The sequence below is a fragment of the Comamonas sp. wu1-DMT genome (assembly GCF_040187805.1).
Classification (GTDB): Bacteria; Pseudomonadota; Gammaproteobacteria; order Burkholderiales; family Burkholderiaceae_C; genus Comamonas; species Comamonas thiooxydans.
This window is the reverse complement of record NZ_JBANEM010000001.1, coordinates 502,602-527,787: the sequence shown is the minus strand read 5'-3', so window position 1 is coordinate 527,787 and position 25,186 is coordinate 502,602. Positions and strand designations below refer to the sequence as shown.

Annotated in this window: 24 protein-coding genes, 1 pseudogene and 1 riboswitch; of the genes and pseudogenes, 19 read left to right on the top strand and 6 right to left on the bottom strand. The window is 60.2% G+C overall.

Going from position 1 to position 25,186, the window contains the following annotated elements; translation table 11 throughout:
- Positions 1-65: 65 nt before the first annotated feature.
- Positions 66-945: pseudogene (locus tag V8Z78_RS02445) on the top strand (LysR family transcriptional regulator).
- A gap of 18 nt (positions 946-963) precedes the next feature.
- Here V8Z78_RS02445 and V8Z78_RS02440 read toward each other — a convergent pair.
- The gene (locus V8Z78_RS02440; protein ID WP_223305718.1) at positions 964-1,917 is read right to left on the bottom strand and encodes a LysR family transcriptional regulator; all 954 of its coding nucleotides are present in this window, start codon (positions 1,915-1,917) and stop codon (positions 964-966) included.
- A 105-nt stretch (positions 1,918-2,022) separates the two neighbouring features.
- On the opposite strand from V8Z78_RS02440, the gene V8Z78_RS02435 reads away from it, so the two are divergent.
- Together V8Z78_RS02435 and V8Z78_RS02430 are read left to right on the top strand one after the other, a co-directional pair.
- A complete protein-coding gene (locus tag V8Z78_RS02435; RefSeq protein ID WP_349730836.1) occupies positions 2,023-3,009 on the top strand; it encodes a Bug family tripartite tricarboxylate transporter substrate binding protein in 987 nt (328 codons plus the stop codon).
- 9 nt (positions 3,010-3,018) lie between these two features.
- Positions 3,019-4,206, top strand: a complete 1,188-nt coding sequence (locus V8Z78_RS02430) for a M20 aminoacylase family protein (protein ID WP_003063076.1) — start codon at positions 3,019-3,021, stop codon at positions 4,204-4,206.
- Positions 4,207-4,293: 87 nt separating this feature from the next.
- Here V8Z78_RS02430 and V8Z78_RS02425 read toward each other — a convergent pair whose 3' ends face one another.
- Together V8Z78_RS02425 and V8Z78_RS02420 are read right to left on the bottom strand one after the other, a co-directional pair.
- Positions 4,294-5,193, bottom strand: a complete 900-nt coding sequence (locus V8Z78_RS02425; protein ID WP_349730835.1) for a PhzF family phenazine biosynthesis protein — start codon at positions 5,191-5,193, stop codon at positions 4,294-4,296.
- Positions 5,194-5,740: 547 nt separating this feature from the next.
- Complete coding sequence (locus tag V8Z78_RS02420; RefSeq protein WP_349730969.1) at positions 5,741-6,085, bottom strand: MarR family winged helix-turn-helix transcriptional regulator; 345 nt, start codon at positions 6,083-6,085, stop codon at positions 5,741-5,743.
- A gap of 422 nt (positions 6,086-6,507) precedes the next feature.
- Between V8Z78_RS02420 and V8Z78_RS02415 the strand changes: the two genes are divergently transcribed.
- The 3 genes from V8Z78_RS02415 to V8Z78_RS02405 all read left to right on the top strand — a co-directional run bounded on the left by V8Z78_RS02415 (position 6,508) and on the right by V8Z78_RS02405 (position 10,120).
- The gene (locus V8Z78_RS02415; protein WP_003063064.1) at positions 6,508-7,458 is read left to right on the top strand and encodes a PDR/VanB family oxidoreductase; all 951 of its coding nucleotides are present in this window, start codon (positions 6,508-6,510) and stop codon (positions 7,456-7,458) included.
- 39 nt (positions 7,459-7,497) lie between these two features.
- On the top strand, positions 7,498-8,562 hold the full coding sequence (locus V8Z78_RS02410; RefSeq protein ID WP_349730834.1) for an aromatic ring-hydroxylating dioxygenase subunit alpha: 1,065 nt from the start codon (positions 7,498-7,500) through the stop codon (positions 8,560-8,562).
- 196 nt (positions 8,563-8,758) lie between these two features.
- Entirely contained in the window at positions 8,759-10,120 is a 1,362-nt protein-coding gene (locus V8Z78_RS02405; RefSeq protein ID WP_349730833.1) for an MFS transporter, read from the top strand.
- A 57-nt stretch (positions 10,121-10,177) separates the two neighbouring features.
- Here the strand turns inward: V8Z78_RS02405 and V8Z78_RS02400 are convergent, their stop codons facing one another.
- The 3 genes from V8Z78_RS02400 to V8Z78_RS02390 all read right to left on the bottom strand — a co-directional run bounded on the left by V8Z78_RS02400 (position 10,178) and on the right by V8Z78_RS02390 (position 11,669).
- On the bottom strand, positions 10,178-10,627 hold the full coding sequence (locus V8Z78_RS02400) for a thermonuclease family protein (RefSeq protein WP_349730832.1): 450 nt from the start codon (positions 10,625-10,627) through the stop codon (positions 10,178-10,180).
- Positions 10,628-11,038: 411 nt separating this feature from the next.
- Complete coding sequence (locus V8Z78_RS02395) at positions 11,039-11,419, bottom strand: cell division protein ZapA (RefSeq protein ID WP_003063055.1); 381 nt, start codon at positions 11,417-11,419, stop codon at positions 11,039-11,041.
- Between the two features lie 40 nt (positions 11,420-11,459).
- A complete protein-coding gene (locus tag V8Z78_RS02390) occupies positions 11,460-11,669 on the bottom strand; it encodes a hypothetical protein (protein WP_003063053.1) in 210 nt (69 codons plus the stop codon).
- Positions 11,670-11,910: 241 nt separating this feature from the next.
- Positions 11,911-12,152: riboswitch (cobalamin riboswitch) on the top strand.
- 244 nt (positions 12,153-12,396) lie between these two features.
- Here V8Z78_RS02390 and V8Z78_RS02385 point away from each other — a divergent pair.
- The 13 genes from V8Z78_RS02385 (at position 12,397) to V8Z78_RS02325 (ending at position 25,112) form a co-directional block, all read left to right on the top strand.
- Positions 12,397-14,100, top strand: coding sequence for a TonB-dependent receptor domain-containing protein (locus V8Z78_RS02385; protein WP_349730831.1), 1,704 nt, complete (start codon positions 12,397-12,399; stop codon positions 14,098-14,100).
- A 30-nt stretch (positions 14,101-14,130) separates the two neighbouring features.
- Positions 14,131-15,525: a cobyrinic acid a,c-diamide synthase CobB gene (locus V8Z78_RS02380; RefSeq protein ID WP_349730830.1), complete on the top strand. Its 1,395-nt coding sequence runs from the start codon at positions 14,131-14,133 to the stop codon at positions 15,523-15,525.
- A 50-nt stretch (positions 15,526-15,575) separates the two neighbouring features.
- Entirely contained in the window at positions 15,576-16,157 is a 582-nt protein-coding gene (locus V8Z78_RS02375) for a bifunctional adenosylcobinamide kinase/adenosylcobinamide-phosphate guanylyltransferase (protein ID WP_034361613.1), read from the top strand.
- A complete protein-coding gene (locus V8Z78_RS02370; protein ID WP_349730829.1) occupies positions 16,154-17,065 on the top strand; it encodes an ABC transporter substrate-binding protein in 912 nt (303 codons plus the stop codon). Before V8Z78_RS02375 ends, V8Z78_RS02370 begins: the two co-directional genes overlap by 4 nt.
- The gene (locus V8Z78_RS02365) at positions 17,062-18,111 is read left to right on the top strand and encodes a FecCD family ABC transporter permease (RefSeq protein ID WP_349730828.1); all 1,050 of its coding nucleotides are present in this window, start codon (positions 17,062-17,064) and stop codon (positions 18,109-18,111) included. Before V8Z78_RS02370 ends, V8Z78_RS02365 begins: the two co-directional genes overlap by 4 nt.
- Positions 18,108-18,905, top strand: a complete 798-nt coding sequence (locus V8Z78_RS02360) for an ABC transporter ATP-binding protein (RefSeq protein WP_349730827.1) — start codon at positions 18,108-18,110, stop codon at positions 18,903-18,905. The genes V8Z78_RS02365 and V8Z78_RS02360 overlap by 4 nt, the downstream gene beginning before the upstream one ends.
- A gap of 60 nt (positions 18,906-18,965) precedes the next feature.
- Positions 18,966-19,535 (top strand): cob(I)yrinic acid a,c-diamide adenosyltransferase, encoded by a 570-nt coding sequence (gene cobO / locus V8Z78_RS02355; RefSeq protein WP_003063040.1) that lies wholly within the window; start codon positions 18,966-18,968, stop codon positions 19,533-19,535.
- Positions 19,536-19,571: 36 nt separating this feature from the next.
- Complete coding sequence (bluB, locus tag V8Z78_RS02350; protein ID WP_349730826.1) at positions 19,572-20,324, top strand: 5,6-dimethylbenzimidazole synthase; 753 nt, start codon at positions 19,572-19,574, stop codon at positions 20,322-20,324.
- Positions 20,321-21,403: an adenosylcobinamide-phosphate synthase CbiB gene (gene cbiB / locus V8Z78_RS02345; protein ID WP_003063036.1), complete on the top strand. Its 1,083-nt coding sequence runs from the start codon at positions 20,321-20,323 to the stop codon at positions 21,401-21,403. Before bluB ends, cbiB begins: the two co-directional genes overlap by 4 nt.
- Positions 21,396-22,403, top strand: a complete 1,008-nt coding sequence (locus V8Z78_RS02340; protein ID WP_314352906.1) for an aminotransferase class I/II-fold pyridoxal phosphate-dependent enzyme — start codon at positions 21,396-21,398, stop codon at positions 22,401-22,403. The genes cbiB and V8Z78_RS02340 overlap by 8 nt, the downstream gene beginning before the upstream one ends.
- A 65-nt stretch (positions 22,404-22,468) precedes the next feature.
- Complete coding sequence (locus V8Z78_RS02335) at positions 22,469-23,254, top strand: HipA family kinase (RefSeq protein ID WP_314352907.1); 786 nt, start codon at positions 22,469-22,471, stop codon at positions 23,252-23,254.
- The gene (locus V8Z78_RS02330; RefSeq protein ID WP_279087015.1) at positions 23,241-23,642 is read left to right on the top strand and encodes a DUF3037 domain-containing protein; all 402 of its coding nucleotides are present in this window, start codon (positions 23,241-23,243) and stop codon (positions 23,640-23,642) included. The genes V8Z78_RS02335 and V8Z78_RS02330 overlap by 14 nt, the downstream gene beginning before the upstream one ends.
- 3 nt (positions 23,643-23,645) lie before the next feature.
- The gene (locus tag V8Z78_RS02325) at positions 23,646-25,112 is read left to right on the top strand and encodes a cobyric acid synthase (protein ID WP_314352867.1); all 1,467 of its coding nucleotides are present in this window, start codon (positions 23,646-23,648) and stop codon (positions 25,110-25,112) included.
- Positions 25,113-25,186: the final 74 nt, after the last annotated feature.

Below are 25,186 nucleotides of genomic sequence, written 5' to 3'. Positions count from 1 at the left end.
ACCTCACACTTTAGTGAAACAAAACCATCATGAATACTGAATTTCAATGATGAGAAAATCTTGAAATGAGAAAGATTGATCTGGAATCGCTGGCGTTCTTCAAGTCTGTTGTGGATACCGGTAGTGTCACCCAGGCTGCCAGGCAGATGAACCGCGTGCAGTCCAATGTCACCACGCGCATCCGCAATCTGGAGGAGCGCTTGGGCGTGCAACTCTTTCTGCGGCATGGCAACCGGCTCAAGCTCTCGGCCGAAGGCGAGGTGCTGCGCGGCTACGCCGAACGGATACTGCGACTGTCGTCAGAGGCCGAGTCCGCGATGCTGCTTCGCGCGCCGCAGGGTACGCTGCGACTGGGCACACTGGAGAGCACGGCTGCGGCGCGACTCCCCCCCGTTCCTATCCCGATTTCATGAGCGCTACCCGGATGTGTTCATTGAACTGGTTACCGGATCCACATCACGGTTGCTGGACATGGTTCAGCGTTATGAAGTGGATGCAGCGCTGATTTCTGAGCCCTTCACTGCACCGGAGCTGGCGACCCAGAAAGCATTCGATGAGGAACTGGTGCTCATTGCTGCACGCTCGGCTACCGGTGTGCTGGATCCGGAACAGCTGTCACGTTGCACAGTGATTGCATTCCCTGCAGGCTGTTCGTACCGGCGAATCCTGGAGGAATGGTTTGCCAGTACCGGAGCTGCTCCTCACCGCATTCTGGAGATGGCGTCCTACCACGCCATCGTGGCTTGCATTGCAGCCGGTACGGGCATTGGCATCATGCCGCGCTCCATCTTGAAGGTCGTACATGCTGAACCACAGTTGCAGGTGCTTTCCCTGCCCAGACGCTACGCAGAAGTGACCACGCATCTGGTCTGGTTGCCACGGCAGGAGTCAGCCTCCACGGAGGCATTGAGGCAAATGCTGGCCGCCGATCTGCCCCCCCAGTGAAGTGGTGATGACAGGCCTTTATTGCGACCTATGCATCAAGAACTCCGCCAGCATATCCACTCCATGCTTTTCGGGAGTTTCAGGTAGCAACAAGCCGATTGCTGCCAATGTGCGGGGAAACTGCAGAGCCAGCACCTTCAGCCAACCAGCCTGGACAAAGGGCTGAACCACGCTCAGAGGGGTTAGCGCCACCGCATACGTGGCGCGCAAATACTCCAAAAGCATGGGCAGAGATCGCGTGATGAGAGGCGAGCGCTCTGGGAGGTGTTCGCAAGACTCGAACAGACGCTCGAAAGCTTCATGCATCTGCGTGGATAGTGGTGCCAGAACCCATTGCTGCTCAAGCAGCTGGCTTGCGTGCAGGTTACGTTTTCGATGCAGCGGATGGGTGGGGGCTGCCACCACAACCACTTCGTCCTGCAGCAGCGGCACAAAACGCGTTCCGCTGATAGCAGCCGCGGGCGCGCGTACGAGCACCATATCGAGCGTGCGCGCCGCCAGCCCAGCTAACAGAGCATGGTGACTGTCTTCCACCACCTCCACACGCAGTTGCGGATGCTGCTGAAGGAATGGCGGAAGTTCTCGACCCAGGAACCCCGACAGAGCCCCTGTGATGGCTCCGACACTGAGTATCCCCTGCACGCCTTCGGCGGCTGCCGCCAACATTTCTGCGCAGCCATTGAGCGAGCCCAGCATGTTGCGCAATAGCGGCAGAAGGTCGCGGCAGATCAAAGTGGGGCGTACTCCGCGCGCATGGCGCTCGAATAGCGGCAAACCCACCATCCGCTCAAGCTCCGACAAGGCTTTGGTTGCTGACGACTGTGTTTGCCCCACAACCTCGGCAGCGCGCTGGATGCTGCCCAGGTCGGCAATCAACACGAGCAGTTGCAGCTGTCGCAGCCGCGTGCGTGCCAACAGACGATTGAGCAAGGCAGAAGAACGCCCAGAGCTGGGTAAGTGCGAGGTAGTCATAGATTGCATAGCTCAATGCAATTTAGCACTTAAAGGATGGATGTTCTGCCCCAGACTTCTCCCTACCCGCTATCGAGTTTCGCCATCAATAAAAGGAGACATGTCATGACCTCTGCGCCTCACTCATTGGCCCGTAGCCTGATTCGCACTACGGCCACCGCCTGCGCCTTATGGGCATTGGCTGCCTCTGCCATGGCGGAAAGCTTTCCAGAGAAGCTCATTACCTTGGTTGTTCCGTTCGCCTCGGGCGGCTCCATTGATGCTGCCATCCGTGTGGTGCAGCCCAGGCTGTCGGCTGAACTGGGCCAGCCTGTGGTCATTGAAAACCTGGGTGGCGCTGGCGGAGCTCTGGGCGCAGCCAAGGTAGCCAATGCCGCCAAGGATGGGTACACGCTGCTGGTTGGCTCCATCAACGATGTGGTGCTGGTGCCCATGCTCAACAAAAACGTGCGCTATGGCACCAAAGACTTCGCACCTGTCGGTCCTATCAGCTCGAACTCGCCGCTGCTGGTCGCCCGCAAGGATTTACCCGCGAATGACCTGGATGGCGTGATCTCTGCATTGCGAGCCAAGCCAGATTCGATCAGCTATGGCAGTCCCGGCATGGGCACCATGCAGCATCTGGTGATGGAGGATCTGCAGCAACGTGCCAATGTGCGGATGCTGCATGCGCCGTACAAAGGCGCAGGCCCCCTGCTGACGGACTTGCTGGGTGGCCAGATCGACTTGGCCGTAATGGTGCCCGCTACGGCTCTGCCGCATATCGAAGCCGGGCGCATCAAGGCTCTGGGTGTGGCGAGTCTGCAGCGACAACCCATGATCAAGAATATTCCCACGCTCAACGAAGGCAAGGTCGTCAAAGGCCTGGAGATGAATGGCTGGATGGGGCTCTTGGCTCCCAAGGGCGTAGCACCAGATCGTCTCGCTCGTCTGAAGACGGCGTTGGAAGCTGCTCTTGCATCAAAAGGCGTTCCCGAGCAACTGACCGCCATGGGCATGCAAGTGGCGACAGCGGCGGAGCAGAGCCAGTTTGCCGATCAAATCGCGCGTGACCAGGCCAAGGCCCGTAGCTTGAGCGTGAAATTGCAATAAGAGCGCACCATGCCAATTATTCAAGCCATTGCCGACAACCCTGAATTCCGTCAGATCCGTCGTGACCTGCATGCCCATCCTGAGCTGGGCTTTCAAGAGGAGCGCACGAGCGCGCTGGTAGCCGACTACTTGTTGCACTGGGGCTATGAAGTCACGCGCGGCGTGGGCGGCACGGGGGTAGTCGGCACACTCAGGCGCGGATCGGGAGGGCGCAGCATAGGCCTGCGTGCAGACATGGATGCTCTACCCATGCAGGAACTCAATACCTTCGAACACCGTTCGCAGCATGCAGGCCGTATGCATGCCTGTGGCCATGACGGGCACACGGCAACATTGTTGGCGGCTGCCTGGCATCTAGCCCAAAGCGGCAAGTTTGACGGCACGCTGCACTGTATATTCCAGCCCGCTGAAGAAGGTGGGCAGGCCGGTGCCCGCGCCATGATTGAAGATGGCCTCTTTGAGCGCTTTGACTGTGATGCCGTCTTCGGGCTGCACAATGCGCCAGGACGGGCTGTAGGCAGCTTTGGCGTGCGAGCTGGTCCTTTCATGAGCTCCAGCAATCGCTTTCGCATTGATGTCCAAGGCAAGGGAGCCCATGCCTCACAGCCTGACACTGGTGTGGATCCGCTGATGTGTGCAGGCCAGATCCTTATCGGTTTGCAGACCATCATTTCGCGCAACCGCACACCTGACGACGCAGCGGTGCTATCCGTTACCCAGATTCACGGCGGTGATGCCGTCAACGTGATCCCGGACGGCGCCTGGCTGGGTGGCACCGTGCGCACGCAAAGCGCCAGTACATTGGACATGATCGAGCAGCGCATGAAGCATATCGTGCAAGGTTCGGCCATCGCTTATGGCTGTGAAGCGCGGTTGCACTTTGAACGTAACTATCCGGCGCTGGTCAATGACCCGGAACAAACTGCATTTGCGGTATCCGTCATGCGGGAGGTCGTTGGAATTGAACAGGTCGATGACAATGCGCCCCGGCTTACCAACTCCGAGGACTTTGCCTTCATGCTTCAACAGCGTCCCGGTTGCTACGTATTGCTGGGCAATGGAGAGGGCGAGCACCGTTTGCCCGGCCATGGACCTGGACCTTGCCAAGTGCACAACCCTTCGTATGACTTCAACGATGCGCTGATTCCTGTCGGTGCCAGCTATTTTGCGCGACTGGTGGAAAGCTTTCTGAAGTGAACTGCAGCCAGGCAGGCATAGTTGGTGAAGTTACATGGATATCTCTGTAAAAAGTTCGGCACCAGCCGTTGCTAGTGTTTGCTGCTCTTACAGTTGGACTGTGCCTTGCATGCAGGTGACTGTGTGGCCTCCAATCCACAGTTGTTGTTGTGCATCCTGCTGCACGGACACTCGGCCATTGCGGCCCACGCGGGTCCCTTGGCTTGCCATGTAGGGCGCCTGCACATGTTCCTGGGCGATTAGCCACTGAGCCAGGCTGCCATTCAGGCTGCCGGTGACCGGGTCTTCCACTCCGGTGCTGGAAAAGGCGCGCACCTCCAGCTGTGTCTGTATCTCCTGGCAGGCGCCGCCGATAAGTGGCATCGCATTGGCGGTCTGATACAGAGCAGCGACCCCCACCTTGTGGCCCAGGGCCTTGATACGTGCCAAGTCGGGCTCCAGGCCGAGAACGCTGTCGGTATTGTCCAGCAGCAGGCACAGCCACTGTGCTCCATTGTCCAGGTAGGCGGCATCCTGTACCTGGGCTGCGTCTATGCCCAGAGCCTCGTAGATCAGGTGCAAATGGTCAGGCAGGGGCAGGGCCTGGTGGGCCGGAGTGGCGAACGCCAGGCCGTGGATCGAGCGCTGGATGGGGATCAGGCCCTTGACGCACTCTTGCACGATGCGCTCGGAATGGTTGGGGACTCCGCCCTGGGCGAGCCAAGCGTGGCAGGTGCCCAGCGTCGGGTAGCCGGCAAACGGCATCTCGGCGGCCGGGGTGAAGATGCGCACCCTATAGTCGGCCCCCTGGGCGCGGCCCGCGTCCGTCGGGGGCAGGACAAAGGTGGTCTCGGACAAGTTGGTCCAGCGCGCAAAGTTTTGCATCTGTGCATCGTCAAGGCCGCGTCCATCAAGCACCACAGTCACGGGGTTGCCGCAGTAGGGAACGGCCGTGAAGACATCCACGGTCATGAAAGGGCGGAGCTGAAGGGGAACGGCGGTGGCCATGGCGGAGGGATGTTGGTGGACAGCGGCAGATAAGAAAGCGCACAGCCTGCGAGAAGCAGCGCGCGAGCTAGGGTATGCCTGCGACGAGGGTGGCGCTGAATCATGTCATACGCTTGCTGGCGATTTCACGTCGGAACGGCTGTTTTGTGTTGAACGGCGACAGTCGCAATCGGGCAGAAGCAGGTCCCAGGATTAAGAGTTGGAATGGCCGCTTACCGAAGTACGTCAATTGCTTCCACGAGATTTATCACCTGCCATTGCATGCTGCCGGAGGCCTGCGTGCCCTGGGGCCGCAGTTGCACGCTCATGAGCTGTCAGCTTGATGCTCTCATCCCGCAGTATTTGCAGCATCCAAAATTCTGCAGAGGGTCGGCAGCACCTGCAACGTGCTGCTCTATCTTCGGAGCCAGTCGCTCGGCTGTGCGACTAGGCACGAACCGAATCGAACTACCGCTTCTGCGTTCAGCGACAGGGTGATGCTTGCCCAGAGCAGACAGCTATAGCACCTGAATTAAGCCGCGCAGCGAAGCGACGTGGCTTTGTATCCCTAGGGCCTGTACGCGTTGACGTGATCAACTTGCTTGTGGAGACGGTTGAGCATATCGATCAGCAACTCCACTTCTTCATGTGTCAGCGTTTGCAGAAGGCGACGCTCTCTTTCTTTTGCCACATCGAAGATCTGATCATGCAAATGTTGGCCCTCTGCGGTGAGGCTGAGGGTGTATCGCCTCGCGTCTACCGCATCAACTTGCGACTGCACATAACCTGCGTTTTGCAGAACTTGAACAGATTTGCTCACTGCACTCTTGTCCAGTCCGACTACCTGGCATATCCGCTGCGCAGGAATGTGGTTCTCCACCGCCAGCATGGACAACACACGCCACTCGACGATGCCTACATCGAAGTTCTCTCGATAGACCTGTGATGCCCCGGAGGACAGCTTGTTCGCGATGAAGGCCAGTAACGCCGGCGCGTAGCGCTCAAGGTCGAGTTTCTTTTTTTTTCTTCATGCAATCTATGCCAACTTAGGGTAAATATTAGTTGAGATCTCAACAGATTTTTCTACACTGACGCATCTTTGCTTGCACTATAGCTGCGTTTTATTGGTTGATATCTCAACAAAATTTCGAGGCCAACTAGTCAACTGTGAACGGGATCTTGAACATGAGCCATCAATCGATCAAACGCTAAGCCTTGCTCCGCGAGTCCAACTACCCGGTAGCGGCAACTTAGAACAGGCAACCCAATTACAGCCAAAGTCCATGACGCTCTGTGTCAGGGAGAGGCGTTGGCTTTTTCAATAGAGAGTCCCACATGCTAGAGCTTGTTGTTCAACGAAGAGTGCAGGAAGCTGAAGACATCATCAGCCTTGACTTCATATCTGCGCAAGGAACGGTTCTTCCCGCATTTGAACCAGGAGCCCACATTGATGTTCATTTGCCGAATGGTCTGATCCGGCAATATTCCTTGTGCCATCCAAGCGAATCCCGATCTTCAGCCAAGTACACGATCGCAGTTCAGCGCGAGAAAGAGTCACGCGGTGGCTCGATTTCCGTGCATGAACAGCTCACGGTTGGCTCTAGGGTTCATGCCAGCGAACCCAGAAATCTATTTGAACTGGCACCCGCAGCGAGAAAGCATCTGCTTCTAGCTGGAGGTATCGGGATTACGCCGCTGATCTGCATGGCGCAAGCACTCGCCCTCCGGCAACATGACTTTGAGCTTCATTACTTCTGTCGATCTCAGGCCCGCGCAGCCTTTGGCGATCTGCTGAGATCGGACTCCTTGGCGCAGTCAGTGCATTTGTATCTGGATGGCAATACCAGCGCCCACTTGGCAGAACTTCTGAAAAGGCCTGATCCAGACACTCATATCTACGTGTGTGGTCCAAGTGGCTTCATGGACTGTGTGCTTGGCATTGCATCGGAGCGTAATTGGCCATTAGGCAATGTGCACAAGGAGTTCTTCGCCGCTGGCTCATCGCCGCAGGAAGGCGACCAGCTGTTTGAAGTGCAGATTGCCAGTACAGGATACCGATACGAGATACCGGTGGGTGCATCGGTGTTCGAAGTGCTTGATCAAGCCGGCGTGGATATCCCCGTGTCTTGCGAGCAAGGCATATGCGGAACTTGCGTGACCCGTGTGCTGGAGGGTGTTCCAGATCACCGTGACCAATACCTGACGGACGCAGAGAAGGCTGCGAACAAGTGCTTCACGCCTTGTTGCTCACGAGCTCGCAGCAAGCTGCTGGTGCTCGATCTTTGATTTCAGCTTTCCCTCAACGATTTTCCAAGGAGACCTACGATGACCACTATTTCGATTCATCCTGCTCGAGAGAGCGCTGTGCCGCAAAGGAGCAAATTTCCTCTCAATCAGTGGTATGTCGCAGCACATTCACCAGAGCTGGCCGACAAGCCGGTTGGGCGTAAGTTACTGGGAGAGGCTGTAGTGCTGTTCCGTATCGGTGACGGCACAGTGGCGGCACTTGAAGATCGTTGCTGCCATCGTGCTTTGCCGTTGTCCGCTGGAACTGTGGAGAGCTGCGGATTGCGCTGCGGCTACCACGGTCTGCTCTACAACCATGAGGGCAAGTGCGTGGAGATCCCCGGCCAGGAGAAAATTCCTACCAAGGCCAAAGTTTCGGCCTATCACGTACAAGAGCGGGACGGACTCATTTGGATCTGGTTTGGTAAGCCAGAGAATCCCGAGCCTATGTGCGACGCACCCTCGTATTCGGTTCACAGCTCGCCAGAGTATGTCTATGGAGGCGACGTTTACCACTACAACGCACCGTACCAGCTCATCCACGACAACCTGTTGGATCTCAGTCACCTTGGTTATGTGCATTTGCACACCATCGGGGGCAATGCCAAGCTGCATATGAATGCAGAAATGAAGGTCGAAAGCGAAGGAGACTTTGTCAGAGTGGTGCGGTATATGCCCGACTCGGTACCGCCTCCGACATACTCCGCAGCTTATCCTTTCAAGGGGAATGTGGACCGTTGGCAGGAGATCGAATTTCGCGTATCCCATCTGCTGATCTGGACAGGTGCTGTCGATCAGGGAACCGACGCTATGGACGATCCACAAAGAGGTGGCTTTCACATGCGCGGCTTTCATGGGGTTACGCCAGAGAGCGAGACGACTTGCCACTACTTCTGGACCATGGCGACCAATCCGGCCAAGGACGTGGAGGAGGTCAAACGCAAGGTGCTGGAACAAACCGAGCTCACTTTTGACGAAGACAAGGTCGTGATTGAAGCGCAATATCAGAACATGATCCGCTTCGGACCCAAGTCCATGATCGATATCCACGTCGATGTGGGAGCGAATCGCGCTCGACGGATTATTGAAAGATTAATGGCTTAACTCCCAATGCGAAAGGCATGAGCTGTTCTGGCTCAATCCTCTCAAGTACACCCTGCATCAACGGTAATCGCCGGTATCTAGCCCGCGCCTTATCGCCACTCAAATCCGCTTCAGAAAACCCAGGTGGACTGCTTTAGCCATGAGCAGGCCAAGGCCAAGCTACGCCTGACGTAGCAACTTATAAAAGGAGACAACCATGAACTCTTCAGTCGTGGGGAAAATGGATGACAAGCCAATGTCTGCATACCAATGGTTTGTCATCGCACTATGCTTTCTCATCAATATGCTTGATGGGTTTGATGTGCTGGTGATGGCTTTCACAGCTGCCTCGGTTGCCAGTCAATGGGCGTTGAGTGGCGTACAGCTGGGCTATTTACTCAGTGCAGGGCTTGTGGGTATGGCCCTGGGTTCCCTGGTTATCGCCCCTTGGGCAGACAGGATAGGTCGACGGCCGCTCATCATGCTGTGTATTGCGATTGCTGGCGTTGGCATGTTGGCATCTGCATATACACAGTCCGCAGTTCAACTGGGAGCGCAGCGACTGTTCACCGGGTTGGGCATCGGAGGCATTCTAGCCAGCAGTTACGTGATCGCTGGCGAGTATGCATCTAGTCGCTGGCGTGGTTTGGCCATCAGTTTGCAAGCCACGGCATATGCCTTGGGGGCCACTATTGGGGGGCTGATTGCAACACAACTGATCCCTAGCCTAGGCTGGCGATCAGTATTCCTGTATGGCGGGGTGGCGACATTGGTGACTTTGCCAGTCATGTTTTTGTGGTTGCCTGAATCGTTGGATTTCCTGATTGCTAAGCGTCCCTCCAATGCGCTTGGGAAGATGAACATCATTCGATTGAAAGTAGGATTGGAGCCTCTGGCGCAAATGCCCGCTTTCAATCAATCGACGGCAACAGCAGGAGCGAACCGTGTTGCCAGCTTGCTTGCACCTGGACTTGCCGCGTCTACCTTGCTGATTTGGGCCGCCTTTTTTATCGTTATGTTCGGCTTTTACTTTGTGATGAGCTGGACCCCGAAGTTGCTGGTGACGGCGGGATTGTCCAACCAGCAAGGTATCACTGGTGGCGTTCTGCTCAATGTGGGAGGCATTGTCGGTACTTCGCTAATTGGTTTCCTGGCAGCAAAGTACCGCCTGTCCCGGGTACTCATGCTCTACCTCATCATTAACGCAGCATTGATGTGCACGTTTGTGAGCCTGCTTGGTAACTTGGGGATGGCATTCGCTGCCGCCTTGGCCATTGGCGTGTTTGTCAATGGATGCGTTGCTGGCCTTTATGCTTTGACACCAAACATCTATACAGCGACACAGCGCGTCACGGGGCTAGGGTGGGCAATCGGTGTGGGGCGTATCGGCGCGATTGTCTCGCCATTGGTCGCGGGCAAGCTCATTGACGCCAGTTGGAGGCCTGACGAGCTCTTTTCGCTCTATGGTCTTGTCTTCTTGGGTGCCGCATTAGCCGTTTATCAACTACAGCGCAGGAGTTCTGCTTCAACTGCGCCTCAGCCATTGGTGATGCATGATGCCCCTGAAACAGCCGATTGATATGAACTTCTGACCGCCTGCTCCTGGCCGTTAGCACTGGTTCGCGGACCTCGCTACCTACGGCGCGGTTGGCTCTGGATCACGCCACAGCGCGACTTTGCGTGCCATTGCCTCTTGCTCGGCAAACTCATACTGTCCGCGCGCCTGGGGAGACTGTTCGTGGCCACAGGCGCGGGACCATCGGGCCATGCCTTGGGTGATCATGGCCAGGCCGGCATCGAGTGTGCGCGGCCCGCTGGATGCCGACGCAGGCGTCACCCAAACAGAGCAGACCTGTCGCTGGAACCGATCTGCCTTGGTGCAGCGCAGTTCGGCCTCCTTAAGAAATATCAGCTCAGCCAATGCCTGTCGGACTCTCTCTCCGAATGGCTGCTTGCGCTCGGGTGCATCGATGCCCTGCAGCCTGACCGTGACCTGCTCATAAGCGCCAGGCTCACCACAGCGCACGGTCAGGGTGCGACCGTATGAGATGCCGATGACGAGGCAGAGGAGGGTAGCTGCAAGCATGGCTTCAGTCTATTGGGCAAGAAAAAGGCCCGCAACGCGGGCCAATCATCAATCCAGATAGATGCACAAGTTGTTGATTTCAATTGCCTGCAATTGCTCGGCTTTGTTTGATTCTTCAGGCCATCTTCGTGGCTGGAAAGCAAGCAAATCAACAGCTTGTGTGTGTAAAGGTGTCTGCAAATGCCACCGGTTCGTCATCCTGAACCGGGGGTTCAGGTGGGCAAGAGCAACCTATCGTTGGGTTCATCTGACGCGAGACGATCACGCTCAATAGGTGATTTATCAAGCCCATGCTCGTTGAGCATTGGTTCAAGGAAATATAAAAACCGGCAGATTTGCAGACGGTTTTATTCTAACGGGTATTGGCAGTCACGCGGAGGTCATGACTGCTTTGCTGCTGAGGTTACCTGATCAGAGCAGCCTGGCGTCAGCATCCAGTGCCTGATCGAGCTTAAGCACCAGTTGCTCGGCAAGCTCCTGCTGGCGCTGCAGCTCAGCCTGGGCGGCCTCATTGACCTCGGCGGGGGCGAACTGCTCCTGAGCAAGCGCCTGCATTTCTGCCTGGGCGTTGGCCATAAGGGCTTGCTGGGCATCGCGGTCAAGCACGTCGAAAGCCATATTGAGGGCTGCCAGCACTGCCACGCGCTCGCGCGAGCGGACCTTGCCGCTGTCGCGGATGCGGTTCATGGCTTCGTCCACGCGGCGAACGGCTTCCTGCACACGTTCTTCTTGACCATCGGGGCAGGTCAGCACATAGCTTTGCTGCATGATTTGCACATCGATCTGCTTCATGGGCGTCAGTGGCGGGTCTGGTGATGGAGGGTGACGACTGTCACTCTCCCTGGTTGGCGGGCAGGCGTTCGATCAAGGCATCGACGCGCGCACGTGCGGCCTGCAGGCGCAGACGCAGCAAATCGCGCTCTTGCGTCAGAGCGATGACCTGATCGGTGAGCAGGGTGTTGGTGCGCTGCAGTTCCTCGTGGCGCACCAGCAGACGCTCTACGCGCTCGGCAATGAGATCAAGAGAGGGCTGGGTGGTCATAGACTCTGCCATTGTAGGTCTTGCAGTCCGTGGGTGAGTATAAATGTGCAGGCAAATTCAGCAGTTTGTGTAGGAGCACAGGCTGCTTGACTGCCGCAATCGTAAAACTGCAATATTTCTCTCAAAATCGTAGCGTGCTGCACAAGTTCTGTGTACCTCAAACGCATATTTAAGGTAAAAAATCGTCACCTGAGCCGCGCTCGGTTACTCCGAATGAAGGATCTGCGCCGCGTAGCGCTCATTACAATGGGCGTCTGTTGGTGCTCGAGGCCGCTTTTCTGTGGTCTCAGTTCAACGGGAAGCAGGGAGGTGCTGGCCAGACACACTGGCACACCGAACCTGCGCTGCCCCCGCAACGGTCGGCGAATGGAGTGCGCAGCACTCCTCCTTTTCCATTCATAGCCACTGGCGCTTGCGTGCTGGGAAGGCTGGCAAAAGGAAGAATCGCCTAGCCCGGATACCGGCCAACATGGGTTGCCTGCATTCTGTGCAGGTATGTTTGCTCAATGTCGGCGGGTTGGCTGGGTTGGGCGCTTTCTTGCAGATTCCTCATGCCTAGAGTTTCCTCGCCAGTGCGCAGCGTGGCGCCATTTTCCCGCACCCGTGTAGCAGTTGCGGCTGTGCTTTTTTTTTGCTTCTTTCTCTAGTCTGAGTACCCATGCGCAAACTGCGGGGGGGGCGTCAGCTGGCTGAGACAGTCGTCACTGGCAGCCGTGCTGAGGCTTCTGTGGACCAGCTGGCGGCAGATGTGACCGTAATTGACACCAAGAAGATTGAGCGTGCGGTTGGCAGCAGCCTGCCAGAGCTACTCCAGCGTGAGGCCGGGCTGCAGATGAGCAGCAATGGTGGCCTTGGGAAGGAGACTAGTGTCTTCACACGTGGCACGGAGAGTCGCCACACTATTTTGCTGGTGGATGGTGTGCGTTATGGTTCTGCGACTAGCGGTGGTCCTTCTTGGAGCAATATTCCGCTGGCTTCCATTGAGCGCATTGAAGTGATCAAGGGCCCCGCTTCATCCTTGTACGGCAGCGATGCGGTGGGCGGGGTGGTGCAGATTTTCACCAAAAAGGGGGTGGGTGATAAGCCTTTCAACCCCTACGCCAGCGTGACGCTTGGAAGCGATCACTTTGCACAGGCTGCTGCAGGTCTGAGTGGTTCGCAGCAAGGCTGGAACTATTCGCTGAATGCCCAGCGTACGACGGAGCATGGCTTCTCTTCTACTAACCCTAAAGTGCCATACGGCAACTTTAATCCGGACCGTGATCCTTTTCGTCAAAGCTCACTCAATGCCTCCTTGGGCTACGAGATCAACCCCAATTGGCGCGTAGATGGCAGCGTGCTCTATTCCGAGGGTGTCAATCATTTCGATGACGGCCCGGGCGTGGATACACGCAGCGCTCTGCGCTCCCAAGTCAGCACGGCATCTGTCACAGGCAGGATCTTGCCGGATTGGAAGTCCAAGTTCACTATTAGTCATTCGCGCGATGAAAGCAATGCCATCGCGTCGGCCCAGTCGTACAACTTGCCTGGTCTGTTTGCAACGACACAGCGCCAGTACCAATGGCAAAACGATATCGCTACGCCTGTGGGTCTGGTGGTGGCGGGTCTGGAGCGTCTTGAGCAAGAGGTCAAGAGCAGCACCAAATACTCGGTGACCGAGCGGACAGTGAACTCCGGTTTTGTGGGTCTGACCGGTGAAAAAGCAGGCCATAGCTGGCAGGCGAATCTGCGCAGAGACGACAACTCCCAGTTCGGCAGCAAGAATACCTGGGGTGTTGGATATGGATTGCAGCTGAGCTCTCAATGGCGGATGCATGCGTCCCACGGAACCAGCTTTGTCGCGCCGACTTTCAATCAGTTGTACTGGCCTGACTATGGCTCGCCGGACCTTAAGCCGGAGCAGGGACGCAACACTGATGTAGGAGTGACTTGGAGCGAGGGCGGTCACTCTGTGAAGCTGGTCCGCTTTGATAATCGTATTCGTGGCTACATCGCGAACACCACCAAGCCAGAGAACATTCCTCGCAGTCGTATCAAAGGTTGGACCTTGGGGTATAGCGGCCAGTTCATGGGCTGGACCCTGCGTGCTGACTACGATCAGCTTGACCCGCGCAACAGCCTGACTGGCACGCTGCTGCCACGTCGTGCGCGCCATGTGACGCGGCTGTCGGCGGACAAGGATTGGGGTGGCTGGACCTTTGGCGCTTCTGCCCAGTCTGTGGGCAAGCGCTATGACGACGTTAAAAACACACCAGAAAAGCTACTGGGGCAATACACAACCGTGGACTTGTATGCCAGCTACCGTCTGGACAAGGACTGGACGCTGTCTGCCAGGGTATCCAACCTTACGGACAAGGACTACACCACGGCCTATGGCTACAACACGCGCGGCCGTGCAGGTTATCTGACCTTGCAGTGGCAGCCGCGATGAGAGGTGACCAGTGCAATCGAGGTGTTTGCAATGACTGAGATCACGCGCTGCCCGGCGCTGCTGATCAGTGCTCCGGCCTCCGGCCAGGGCAAGACCACCATCACGGCTGCCCTGGCTCGCCTGCATGCGCGCCAGGGACGCAAGGTGCGCGTATTCAAGTGCGGGCCGGATTTTCTGGACCCCTATTGGCACGAGCTGGCCAGCGGTTCGCCCGTGCATTCGGTGGATTTGTGGATGACGGGCGAGGCGGATGTGCGCCAGCGTCTGCATGAGGCGGCCCAGGAGGCCGACCTGATTCTTGTCGAAGGCGTGATGGGCCTGTTCGACGGCAACTTCAGCGCGGGCGATCTGGCGCAGTTGCTGGGTCTGCCTGTGCTGGCCGTGGTCGATGCCTCGGCCATGGCGGGCACTTTCGGGGCGCTGGCCTATGGCTTGCAGCATTACCAGGGCGGTCTGCGCTGGGCCGGCATGCTGGCCAACCGCGTGGCCACGGCTCATCATGCCGATCTGCTCAGGCAAGGCCTGCGCGACCAGTCGCTGTGGCTGGGTGCCATGCCCGGTGTGCAACTGGGCGATGCAGCGGTCAAGGCCAAGTCAGCAGCGCTGCTGCCCGAGCGCCACCTGGGCCTGATCGCAGCCCACGAGCTCGGCGATGCCTTGGAGCGCCTGGACGCTGCGGCCGACGCCCTGGCCCAGACTCCCCTGGGGCAACGGGCCTGGAGCTCGGACGACGGTCAGCCCAGCTGGCAGGACTGGAACGTGGACTTTGCAGCGCCAGACATTTGCGCCGATCAGCCTCGCGTGGAGCCTTGGCTGAGCGGACGTCGCATTGCCGTTGCGCGCGACGCGGCGTTTTCCTTTATTTATCCCGCCAATCTGGACTGTCTGCGTGCCATGGGGGCCGAGTTGTGCTTTTTCTCGCCGCTGGCTGGCGATGCGCTGCCGCCCTGCGATGCGATCTGGCTGCCCGGCGGCTATCCGGAGCTGCATGCCCGGGCCTTGCATGAGAACCGGCCGTTGCGCGACGGCCTTGCCGAGCATATGGCGCAGGGCAAGCCGGTCTGGGCCGAGTGCGGCGGCATGCTTGCCCTGTGTGATGGAGTAACTGCCCTGGACGGCAGCACCCAGCCCATGTGGGGGCTGCTGCCAGGTCAGGTTGTGATGCAGAGCCGGCTTGGCGGTCTGGGCATGCAGCAGCTGGCGCTCGATATGGGCTTGCTGCGCGGCCATACCTTTCACTACACAAGGCTGGAGACGGCCATGCCGGTGCTCACGCGCAGCAGCCGTCCCGGCGCAGCCGTACAGGCAGACCGTGGCGAGGCACTTTATCAATATGGCAGTGTGCGTGCCAGTTACTTTCATGCCTGGTTTCCGTCCTGCCCGGCAGCGGTGGCGTCGCTTTTTGGCGCAACAATCGAAGACTGAGCCTTTTGTCCATCACCACCATGAGCCCTGCAAGCACCACCTCCTTCGTCATGCCGCGTACTCAGCTGATTCTGGGCGGGCAAAAAAGCGGTAAATCCCGTCGTGCAGAGCTGCTGGCGCGCCAGTGGCTGCAGACGGATGCCGGGAATCAGGCTGCGCTGGTGGCGACCGGCCAGGCCTGGGATGCGGAAATGAGCGAGCGCATTGCGCGCCACCAGCGCGACCGCGCCGAGCGCGTGCCAGGCATGTTGACCATAGAGGAGCCTCGCGAGCTGGCCCAGGTGCTGGCCCGGCACAGCAGCCCGCAGCGCCTGCTGGTAATTGATTGCCTGACCTTGTGGCTGACAAACTGGTTGATGCCGGTGCAGACCGGGAATTCTGAAGACAGCCCATCTCCAGCTCCGGACTGGCAATCACAGCTAGCTCTCTTTCTGAAAGCGCTTGACGAAGCTGCCGGCCCCGTGATTCTGGTCGGCAACGAAATCGGTCTGGGCGTGATTCCCATGGGGCGCGAAGTGCGCGCATTTGTCGATGCGCTGGGCTTGCTCAATCAGCAGGCGGCAGCGCATTGCGAAAGCGTCACGCTGATGTGCGCCGGCTTGCCTCTGGCGTTGAAAGGGCCGCAGGCATGAGGGCCACCGTAAAACAGTTTGCCGCTGCTGCGCTGCTTGTTTGCGGCCTGGCCGGGGCTTTGTCGGTGGCGGCGCAGTCCGTGCAGATCATCGATGCACGTGGCGCGCAGGTGCAATTGGCCAAACCGCCGCAGCGCATCGTCAGCCTGCTGCCCTCGCTGACCGAGAGCCTGTGCGCGCTGGGCGGTTGCGAGCGTCTGGTGGGGGTGGATCGCTATTCCAATTGGCCCGCCCATGTGAAGACCGTGCCCGTGGTGGGGGGCGGGCTGGATCCGAATATCGAGGCTATTGTGGCACTAAAGCCAGATCTGGTGCTGGTTTCCATGGCATCACGGGCCATTGCGCGAATGGAGGCACTGGGCCTCAAGGTGGTGGCGCTGGAGCCGCGTACCCACGAGGAAGCGCACACCGTGATGCAGAAAATAGGTCAGCTGCTCGCCTTGCCTCCCACACAGGGCGCAGACCGCGTCTGGGCCGCTATCGAAGCCGGCCTGAACAAGGCCGCTGCCAGCGTGCCCGAAGCCATGCGCGGTCAGCGCGTGTACTTTGAAGCCAGTCGCGGCCCGTATGCCGCCGGTGAAAAATCCTTTATCGGCCAGACACTGACGCGGCTGCATCTGCGCAACGTGGTCGACGCCAGGCAAGGGCCGTTTCCGCGCCTGAATCCCGAATATGTGGTCAAGCAGGACCCAGACCTGTTGATGGCCGGTGAGCGCTCCTGGAAAAATGGCATGCCCGAGTATCCGGGCTGGGCGCAAATGCGAGCCGTGAAGCAGGGGGCTATTTGCTCCTTTACGCCCGAGGAATCCGACATTTTGGTGCGCCCAGGCCCCCGCATGGCCGAAGGCGCGCAGCTTATCGCCCGATGCCTGAAGGGACTGGCCGCCAAGCAGGGCAAGAGTCAATGAGCGACAAGCCCTCAGGCAGCACTCATGCTCCCTATATACAGGCAGGTATTGCCGCGCCCTGGCTGCTGATCTGGCTGGCGCTGGCTGCAACTGTGCTGGTCCTGCTGGGCGCGGGAGTTGGTAGCACGGGTTTTGAGAGCGTACTCAATGCCCGCCAAGACCCGCTAGCCTGGCAGATCGTGATGGATATTCGTCTGCCGCGCACGGCGGCGGCCTTGCTGGCCGGAGGCCTGCTGGGGCTGGCCGGAGCGGTGGCGCAGGGCGTGTTTCGCAACCCCCTGGCCGATCCTTATTTGCTGGGCAGTGCCTCGGGCGCATCGCTGGGCGTGGCGCTGGCCATGGGAGCTCTGGGCGTTTCGCCTTTTGCGCTGACCGGGCTGGCGCGCTGGGGCGTGACGGGCGCGGCTTTTGCGGGTGCCGTGCTTGCCGTGGTGCTGACCCTGGTGCTGGCCAAGGGCGTGCAGAACACCATGCGACTGCTGCTGGCCGGCGTGGTGGTGGGCGTGGTGCTGGGGGCCGTGGCGTCGCTGGTGGTGCTGATGAATCCCGATATTTTGCAGGCCATGCAGTCCTTCATGCTGGGCAGCACAGCCTTTGCGGGCTGGCCTGCCTGCAGGCTGATGCTGTGGGTGCTGCTGCCCACGCTGGTGCTGTCATGGAGTCTGAGCCGCGTGCTCGACGGGCTGGCACTCGGCGAGGCCACGGCTCATAGTCTGGGTCTGCTCCTGGCGCCGCTGCGTCTGCTGCTGATCGTGCTGCTGGCGCTTGCCACGGGCACCGCCGTGGCGCAGACCGGTTTGATCGCTTTTGTAGGCCTGGCTGCGCCCCATCTGGTGCGTTCCATGGTGCGCGCGCTGCACCGCTGGCTGCTGGTGCTAAGCAGTCTGATGGGGGCGGTGCTGCTGCTGGCCGCCGACCTGCTGGCGCGATGGTTGATCGCACCGCAGGAGCTTCCCGTGGGTGTGCTGACGGCGGTGCTGGGAGGCAGCTATCTGCTGTGGCTGATGCACAAGCGTGGCGCCATGCCGTCTGGAGAGGGCGCATGAGCAGCAATATCGAGACTGGAATCGCGTTGGCGACCGAGGCTCTGAGCGTGCAGCTGGGCGAGCGTGAAGTGCTGCGCCAGATCAGCCTGCGCATTCCCCGGGGTCGCTGGACGGCCATCGTTGGCCCCAATGGCGCGGGTAAATCCACGCTGCTGCGCGCCATGGCCGGCATGCGTGCCGCCAACCAGCGGCAAAGCGGCGCGGTGCTTTTGCAGGGCCGTGAGCTCGGCGACTGGAATGGCCGCGAGCGTGCCAAGGCCCTGGCCTGGCTGGGCCAGAATCAGCCTGTTGCGGCTGATATGGCCGTGTATGACGTGGTCATGCTGGGGCGTTTGCCCTACCAGGGTTGGCTGGCTCCGGCCTCGAACGCCGACCGGCAGGCCGTGGAGCAGGCGCTGCGCCAGACCCATGCCTGGGACTGGCGCCAGCGCAGCATAGGCCAGCTATCGGGAGGTGAACGTCAGCGCGTGCTGCTGGCAAGGGCCCTGGCCGTGCAGGCACGGACTCTGCTGATGGATGAGCCACTGGCCAATCTTGACCCGCCGCACCAGACCGACTGGATGCTGACGGCCCGCAGTCTGGTGCAGCAAGGCGCGACCCTGGTCAGCGTGCTGCACGAGTTGTCCTTCGCCTTGCTGGCTGACGAAATGGTCGTCATGCAGGCCGGCCGTATCACCCACCAGGGCGCTTGCAGCGATCCCGCCACCCATGCCGCGCTGGAGTCCGTGTTTGACCGGCGCATACAGGTGCGCGAACTCGATGGCCTGTGGCTGGCCCTGCCGCGCCTGAGCTGAGCTCGGTCGCAATTCTTGATTTTTTGCCCTTTAGCCCTTGATAGACAAGCGAGAGTAGCTATGAATATTGAAAATCCTCCCACCGAGAAGCCTTACGAAAAGCCCGAGGGCGAGCGCCGCGGCCTGATCATCGTCAACACCGGCAATGGCAAGGGCAAGAGTACGGCCGCCTTTGGTCTGGCCTTTCGCGCCACGGGCCGGGGCAAGGCCGTCAAGGTCTATCAGTTCATGAAGGTGCCTACGGCCCGCTTTGGCGAGCACCGCCTGGCCGAGCAGGTCGGTCTGCCCATCGAAGGGCTTGGCGACGGCTTCAGCTGGAAGAGCAAGGACCTCGATCACTCCGCCCAACTGGCGCGTGACGGCTGGGAAAAGGCCAAGGCCGATATTCTCTCGGGCGAGCTGTTTCTGGTCGTGCTCGACGAGATCACCTATCCGCTGATCTATGGCTGGCTGCCGCTGCAGGAGGTGCTGGACACGCTCAAGGCACGCCCCAAGGATGTGCATGTCTGCCTGACAGGCCGCCGCTGCCCGCAGGAAATCATCGACATCGCCGACACCGTGACCGAGATGACGCTGATCAAACATGCTTTCCAGGCGGGTATTCCCGCTCAAAGAGGTATCGAAGACTGATGGCTTTTGCCATGTCTGTGGCGCGACAATAGTTCCATGACCGAATCCAAGACCAGCTCTTTCGCGACGATTGCCGCAACGCCTTTCACCGAGGCCGAGCGGGCTGCCGTCTACCGCGCCATCTATGAGCGCCGCGACATGCGTCATTTTGCGGGCGGTAAGGTCCCCGACGAGGTCTTGCTGCGCCTGTTGCGCGCCGCGCATCACGCGCCCAGCGTGGGGTTCATGCAGCCCTGGCGCTTTATTCGGGTCAAGAGTGCCGAATTGCGCTTGCAGATCCACGGCCTGATCGAGGAGGAGCGCGTGCGCACTGCCCATGCTCTGGGCGAACGTGAAGAAGACTTCATGAAGCTCAAGGTTCAGGGTGTGCTCGATGCGGCCGAGGTGCTGGTTGTCGCCATGCCGCCGGGACGCGAGGCCCATATCTTCGGCCGCCGCACCCTGCCCGAAATGGATATCGCCAGCAGCGCTTGTGCCATCCAGAACCTCTGGCTGGCAGTGCGTGCCGAAGGTCTGGGCATGGGCTGGGTCTCGATTTTCGATCCGCTGGCGCTGGCAAGGCTGTTGCAGATGCCTGAAGGTGCCCACCCGCTGGGCGTGCTCTGCCTGGGCCCAGTCGATGCCTACTATGCCGAGCCCATGCTGCAGCAGGAAAAATGGGCCTGCCGTGCGCCTCTGGAAGACATGCTGATGGACGATGTCTGGGACGACTCGCGTGTGATGGCCGCGGCGACCAAGGGCAAGCCGGGCAGCGGGCCGTGCGCCGCGAAGAGCAAAACAGACACATGACGAGTTTTGGCTGGACTGAGCTGATCGGTCTTTCTCTCAGTCCGCTGGCATGGCTCTATCAGACATTTACCGCCAGTGATCTGGCGGCGTCCAACTGGGCTGCCAATGTGCAGGCCGGCTTGCTGGCCTTGCTGGTTGCCTTGCTGCTGGACCGGCTTTGGGGCGAGCCGCCGGTGTGGCTGCACCCCGTGGTGCTGATGGGCAAATTGCTGGGCTGGTCGGGGCAAGCGCTTGCACCGCGTGTTGAAGTGCCGCGCGACTATCTGCGTTTTTGCCTGGCAGCAATTGTCTGGTGTGCGCTGGCAGCTCTGTTTTTCATGGTTTATGGCCTGGCCCAGTTCATGCTGGGTTTTGCGCCCTGGTGGCTCTGGGGTCTGGTGATGGGGGTGTTGTTCAAGCCGCTGTTGTCCTGGCGCATGCTCAAAGATGAGGTGCAGGCCGTGGAGGCCGCACTGCAGCAATCGCTGCCCGCAGGGCGGGAGCGCCTGAGCTGGCTGGTGAGTCGCGACACGACACAGCTGGACGCGGCCACCGTACGCGAAAGCGCCATCGAGACGCTGGCCGAGAACCTCAGCGACTCCGTGATTGCTCCGCTGTTCTGGTTTGCCGTGGCCGGCTTGCCCGGGGCGGCCGTCTATCGTTTTGCCAATACGGCCGATGCCATGTGGGGCTACCCCGGCTGGCGAGGCCAGGGCGAGCGCCGCCGCCACTGGCAATGGGCAGGCAAATGGGCGGCCCGCGCCGACGATGTGCTGAACTGGATTCCGGCGCGCATCACCGCAATGTGGCTGGCGCTGCTGGCCGGCGGCCTGTCCTGGACCGGTTTGAGGCGCGATGCAGCCGTGACACCGTCGCCCAATGGCGGCTGGCCCATGGGCGCCATGGCGCAGGCGATAGGGGTTCAGCTTTCCAAGCCCGGCGTCTATCGACTCAACCCGCAGGGACGGGCACCGCAGGCGGCTGATCTGAAGCTGTCTGTAAAATTGGCATCAAAAGTGATTAAGTTGCATGTGCTGCTTGCATTGATTGCTATGATTTTGATGTTTTTGTGGAGAGGAAGGCTGCTTGCCAATGTTTGATGTGAATGCGGCAGCCATGCATGGCGGTACTGATGCGCTGGGCGTTCCGGCGCATGATTTTTCGACCAATCGCAATGCCTGCGGGCCTTGTCCCATGGCCGTGAAGGCGTTGCAGGCCGCCCATGTAGCGCAATACCCCGATCCGCAATACGGGGCATTGCGCGCGCAGCTGGCGGCTTTTCATGGCGTGGCGGTCGAGCGCATCCTGATCGGCGGCAGCAGCAGCGAGCTGATTCATCGCCTCACGTTGCACGCTGTGCGCAGCGGTGCCAAAAGCGTGCAGTTTCCCCAGCATCACTATGGCGACTATCTGCAGGCTGCGCGGGTGTGGCGGCTGGCGCTGTGCCGCCGCACAGAAGCGGCCGTGGCGCCGGTGCTCAGCTGGGCCTGCGAGCCTTCAAGCCCGCTGGGGGCGATGGAAGACATCTGGCCTGCCTGGCAGCAGCCGCCGGCGCAGAAGGAATGGCGCGTGCTGGATTGCGCCTACCGTCCGCTATGGCTGGAAGGCGAGCCGCCCGAGCGCGATCTCGACACGGTCTGGCAGCTGTGGACGCCGAACAAGGCCCTGGGAATGACGGGTGTGCGCGCTGCCTATGCGATTGCGCCCATGCAGGCCGCAGCGGCAGAGCTGCAGGCGCTGAATGCGCTGGCGGCATCCTGGGTGGTGGGCTCGCATGGCGTGGCCATGCTGCAGGCCTGGGTGACGGACGAGGTGCAGCAGTGGCTGGCCCACAGCCTCATGACCTTGCGCCGCTGGAAGGCGCAGCAGCTGGCGCTGTGCGAGAGGCTGGGCTGGCAGGTCGTTCCCGGTCATCAGGGCAATTACTTTGTCGCAGGTCTGCCGCCTGCAGAGCTGGCCGCGCCTCTTGCCGGCCTGCGTGCCCAGGGCATCAAACTGCGCGACTGCGCAAGCTTTGGCCTGAGCGGCCATGTGCGGCTGGGCGTGCTGCCGCCCGTGTCGCAGGCCGCTCTGGAGCAGGCCTGGAAAAGCATCCAATGACCTTGCCGATCAGACCTGATGGGCGCAAGGCGCTACCATTTCTCATGGACACTGAAACCTTGAAGCTGCGCTCGGTGCTGGTGGAGCGCTATGTCACGCCGCTGCGCGAAGGCGGCTCCATGCCGGCAATTGTCGAGACTGACGATCTGGGCACCTATGTGCTCAAGTTCCGGGGCGCTGGGCAGGGCGTGCGCGCGCTGATGGCCGAGATCATCTCTGGCGGCGTGGCACGTGCGCTGGGCCTGCCGGTGCCCGAAATCGTGCTGCTGCACTTGAACGGCGACCTGTCCCGCACCGAATCCGACCCCGAGATTCAGGACCTGATTCGCGCCAGCGACGGGCTGAACGTGGGGCTGGACTATCTGCCGGGCTCCATCAACTTTGACCCGGCGGTGGACGTGGTGGACGACGACTTTGCATCGCGCCTCGTGTGGTTCGACACCCTGGTCAGCAATGTGGACCGCACGGCGCGCAACACCAATATGCTGATGTACCAGAAGCAGCCCTGGCTGATCGATCATGGCGCGAGTCTGACCTTTCACCATGCCTGGAACGGAGTCGTCGCCGATCCGGCCAAGCCTTTTGCGCCCAGTGCCGAGCATGTGCTGCTGCCGCAGGCCAGCCAACTGGCGCAGCTGGATGCGCAGCTGGCCGCCAAGCTTGGGCCCGAAGTGCTCAAGAGCATCGTGGACGAGGTGCCCGACTGCTTTCTGGAGCAGGCCGCTGCCGACAAAGAGGGCGATGTGCTCAGGAATGTGCAGGCCCATCGCGCGGCCTATGTGAATTATTTCGTGGCCCGGCTTGCCGAGCGTGGCCGCTGGTTGCAAGGAGTGATCGATGCACGCGCATGAGGTCTACGACTACGCCATCGTGCGGGTAGTGCCGCGCGTGGAGCGTGAGGAATTTGTGAACGCGGGTGTGATCCTCTCCTGCCAGCGCACCGGTCATCTGCAGGCTGCCGTGGCCCTTGACGAACAGCGTCTGCTGGCGCTGGATCCGAATGTGGATCTGGAGGCCGTGCACCGTCACCTGGGCTCCATCGTGGCCATCTGCGAAGGCAGGATCGATGGCGGGCCGATCGCGCAGCTGCCCATACGGGCGCGCTACCACTGGCTCACGGCCAAGCGCAGCAGCATCATCCAGACCTCGCCCTCGCATATGGGCATGTGCACCCATCCCGGCGAGGCGCTGGCCAGAATCCTGCAGCGCGTGGTGCTGCCGATCCCAACCGAGACTTAAGACATGACAGCACGTTGCATCATGGTGCTGGGCACCAGCAGTGGCGCGGGCAAAAGCTGGGTGGCCACGGCGCTGTGCGCCTACTACCGCAGCCAGGGCCTGAAGGTTGCGCCGTTCAAGGCGCAGAACATGAGCAACAACGCGCGTGTTGTGGCCACGCCTGAGGGCCGCTGGGGCGAGATCGGCACGGCCCAGTATCTGCAGGCGCAGGCCGCGGGTGCGGTTCCCGATGTACGGATGAACCCGCTGCTGCTCAAGCCCGAGGCTGACACGCGCAGCCAGGTCGTGCTGTTCGGACAGGTCAATGAGGAGCTGAGCGCCATGCCCTGGCGAGGTCGCAGCCTCAAGGTCTGGCCGCAGATCGCGCAGGCGCTGGACGAGCTGCGTGCCGAAAACGATGTGGTGGTGATCGAAGGCGCGGGCTCGCCGGCCGAAATCAATCTGCATGCCAGCGATGTGGTCAATATGCGTGTGGCCAAACATTGCAACGCACACTGCCTGCTGGTCTCGGACATAGACCGAGGCGGAGCCTTTGCCCATCTCTACGGCACCTGGGCACTGCTGCCTAAGGATGAGCAAAAGCTCATCAAGGGCTTTGTGCTCAACAAGTTCCGGGGTGATGCAGCACTGCTGGCACCGGCGCCCCAGATGCTGGAAGAGAAGACGGGTGTGCCCACGGTGGCTTGCATTCCCATGCAGTTCCAGCATGGTCTGCCCGAGGAGGACGGCGTGTTCGATGATCGCGGCAGCACGGGAGCCGGGCGGGCCGTTCACACCACGATTGCCATCATCGCCTATCCGCGCATCAGCAATCTCGACGAATTTCAGCCCCTGTTGCAAGTGCCAGGCGTGCGCGTGATCTGGGCTCGCTCTCCCGCGCAACTCGCCGAGGCGGACTGGGTCATTCTGCCGGGCAGCAAGGCCACGGCTGCCGACCTGGCCTGGATGCGTGCACAGGGGCTGGATGCAGCCGTCGTCGCTCATGCCGGACTCGGCAAGCGGGTGCTGGGTATTTGCGGCGGTCTGCAGATGTTGGGCGAGGCGCTGATCGATCTGCATGGAGTGGACGGCAATGCCGCAGGCCTGGGTCTGCTGCCGCTGGCGACCCTGTTTGCGCAGGACAAGACTGTGCAACCCACGACCCTGCAACTGCCTGCGTTGCAAGCCCCATGGAATGCCCTGAGTGGCGTGCCGGCACGTGGCTACGAGATCCACCACGGCCAGACCCAACTACGTGCCGACATGCAGATGGCCAGTGTGCGACCGGCTCAGGAACTGTTGCCCGGCATGCTATGGCAGGGAGGCAACAGCGCTGTCATCGGTACCTATCTGCACGGCCTGTTTGAAAACGCCGAGGTGATCCATGCGCTGTTCGGCCACGATGCACCCAGCCTGGAGCAGGTGTTTGCGCGGTTGGCGCAGGGCGTGGGGCAATGGTTTGAGCCGACTGCGCTCCCGCTTACTCGCTGATTTGTAGGATTGATCCTGCGGACTCATAGCCGCTGAACCGATAAACCCTGCCTGAGAGTGCGTGCAAGCTGACC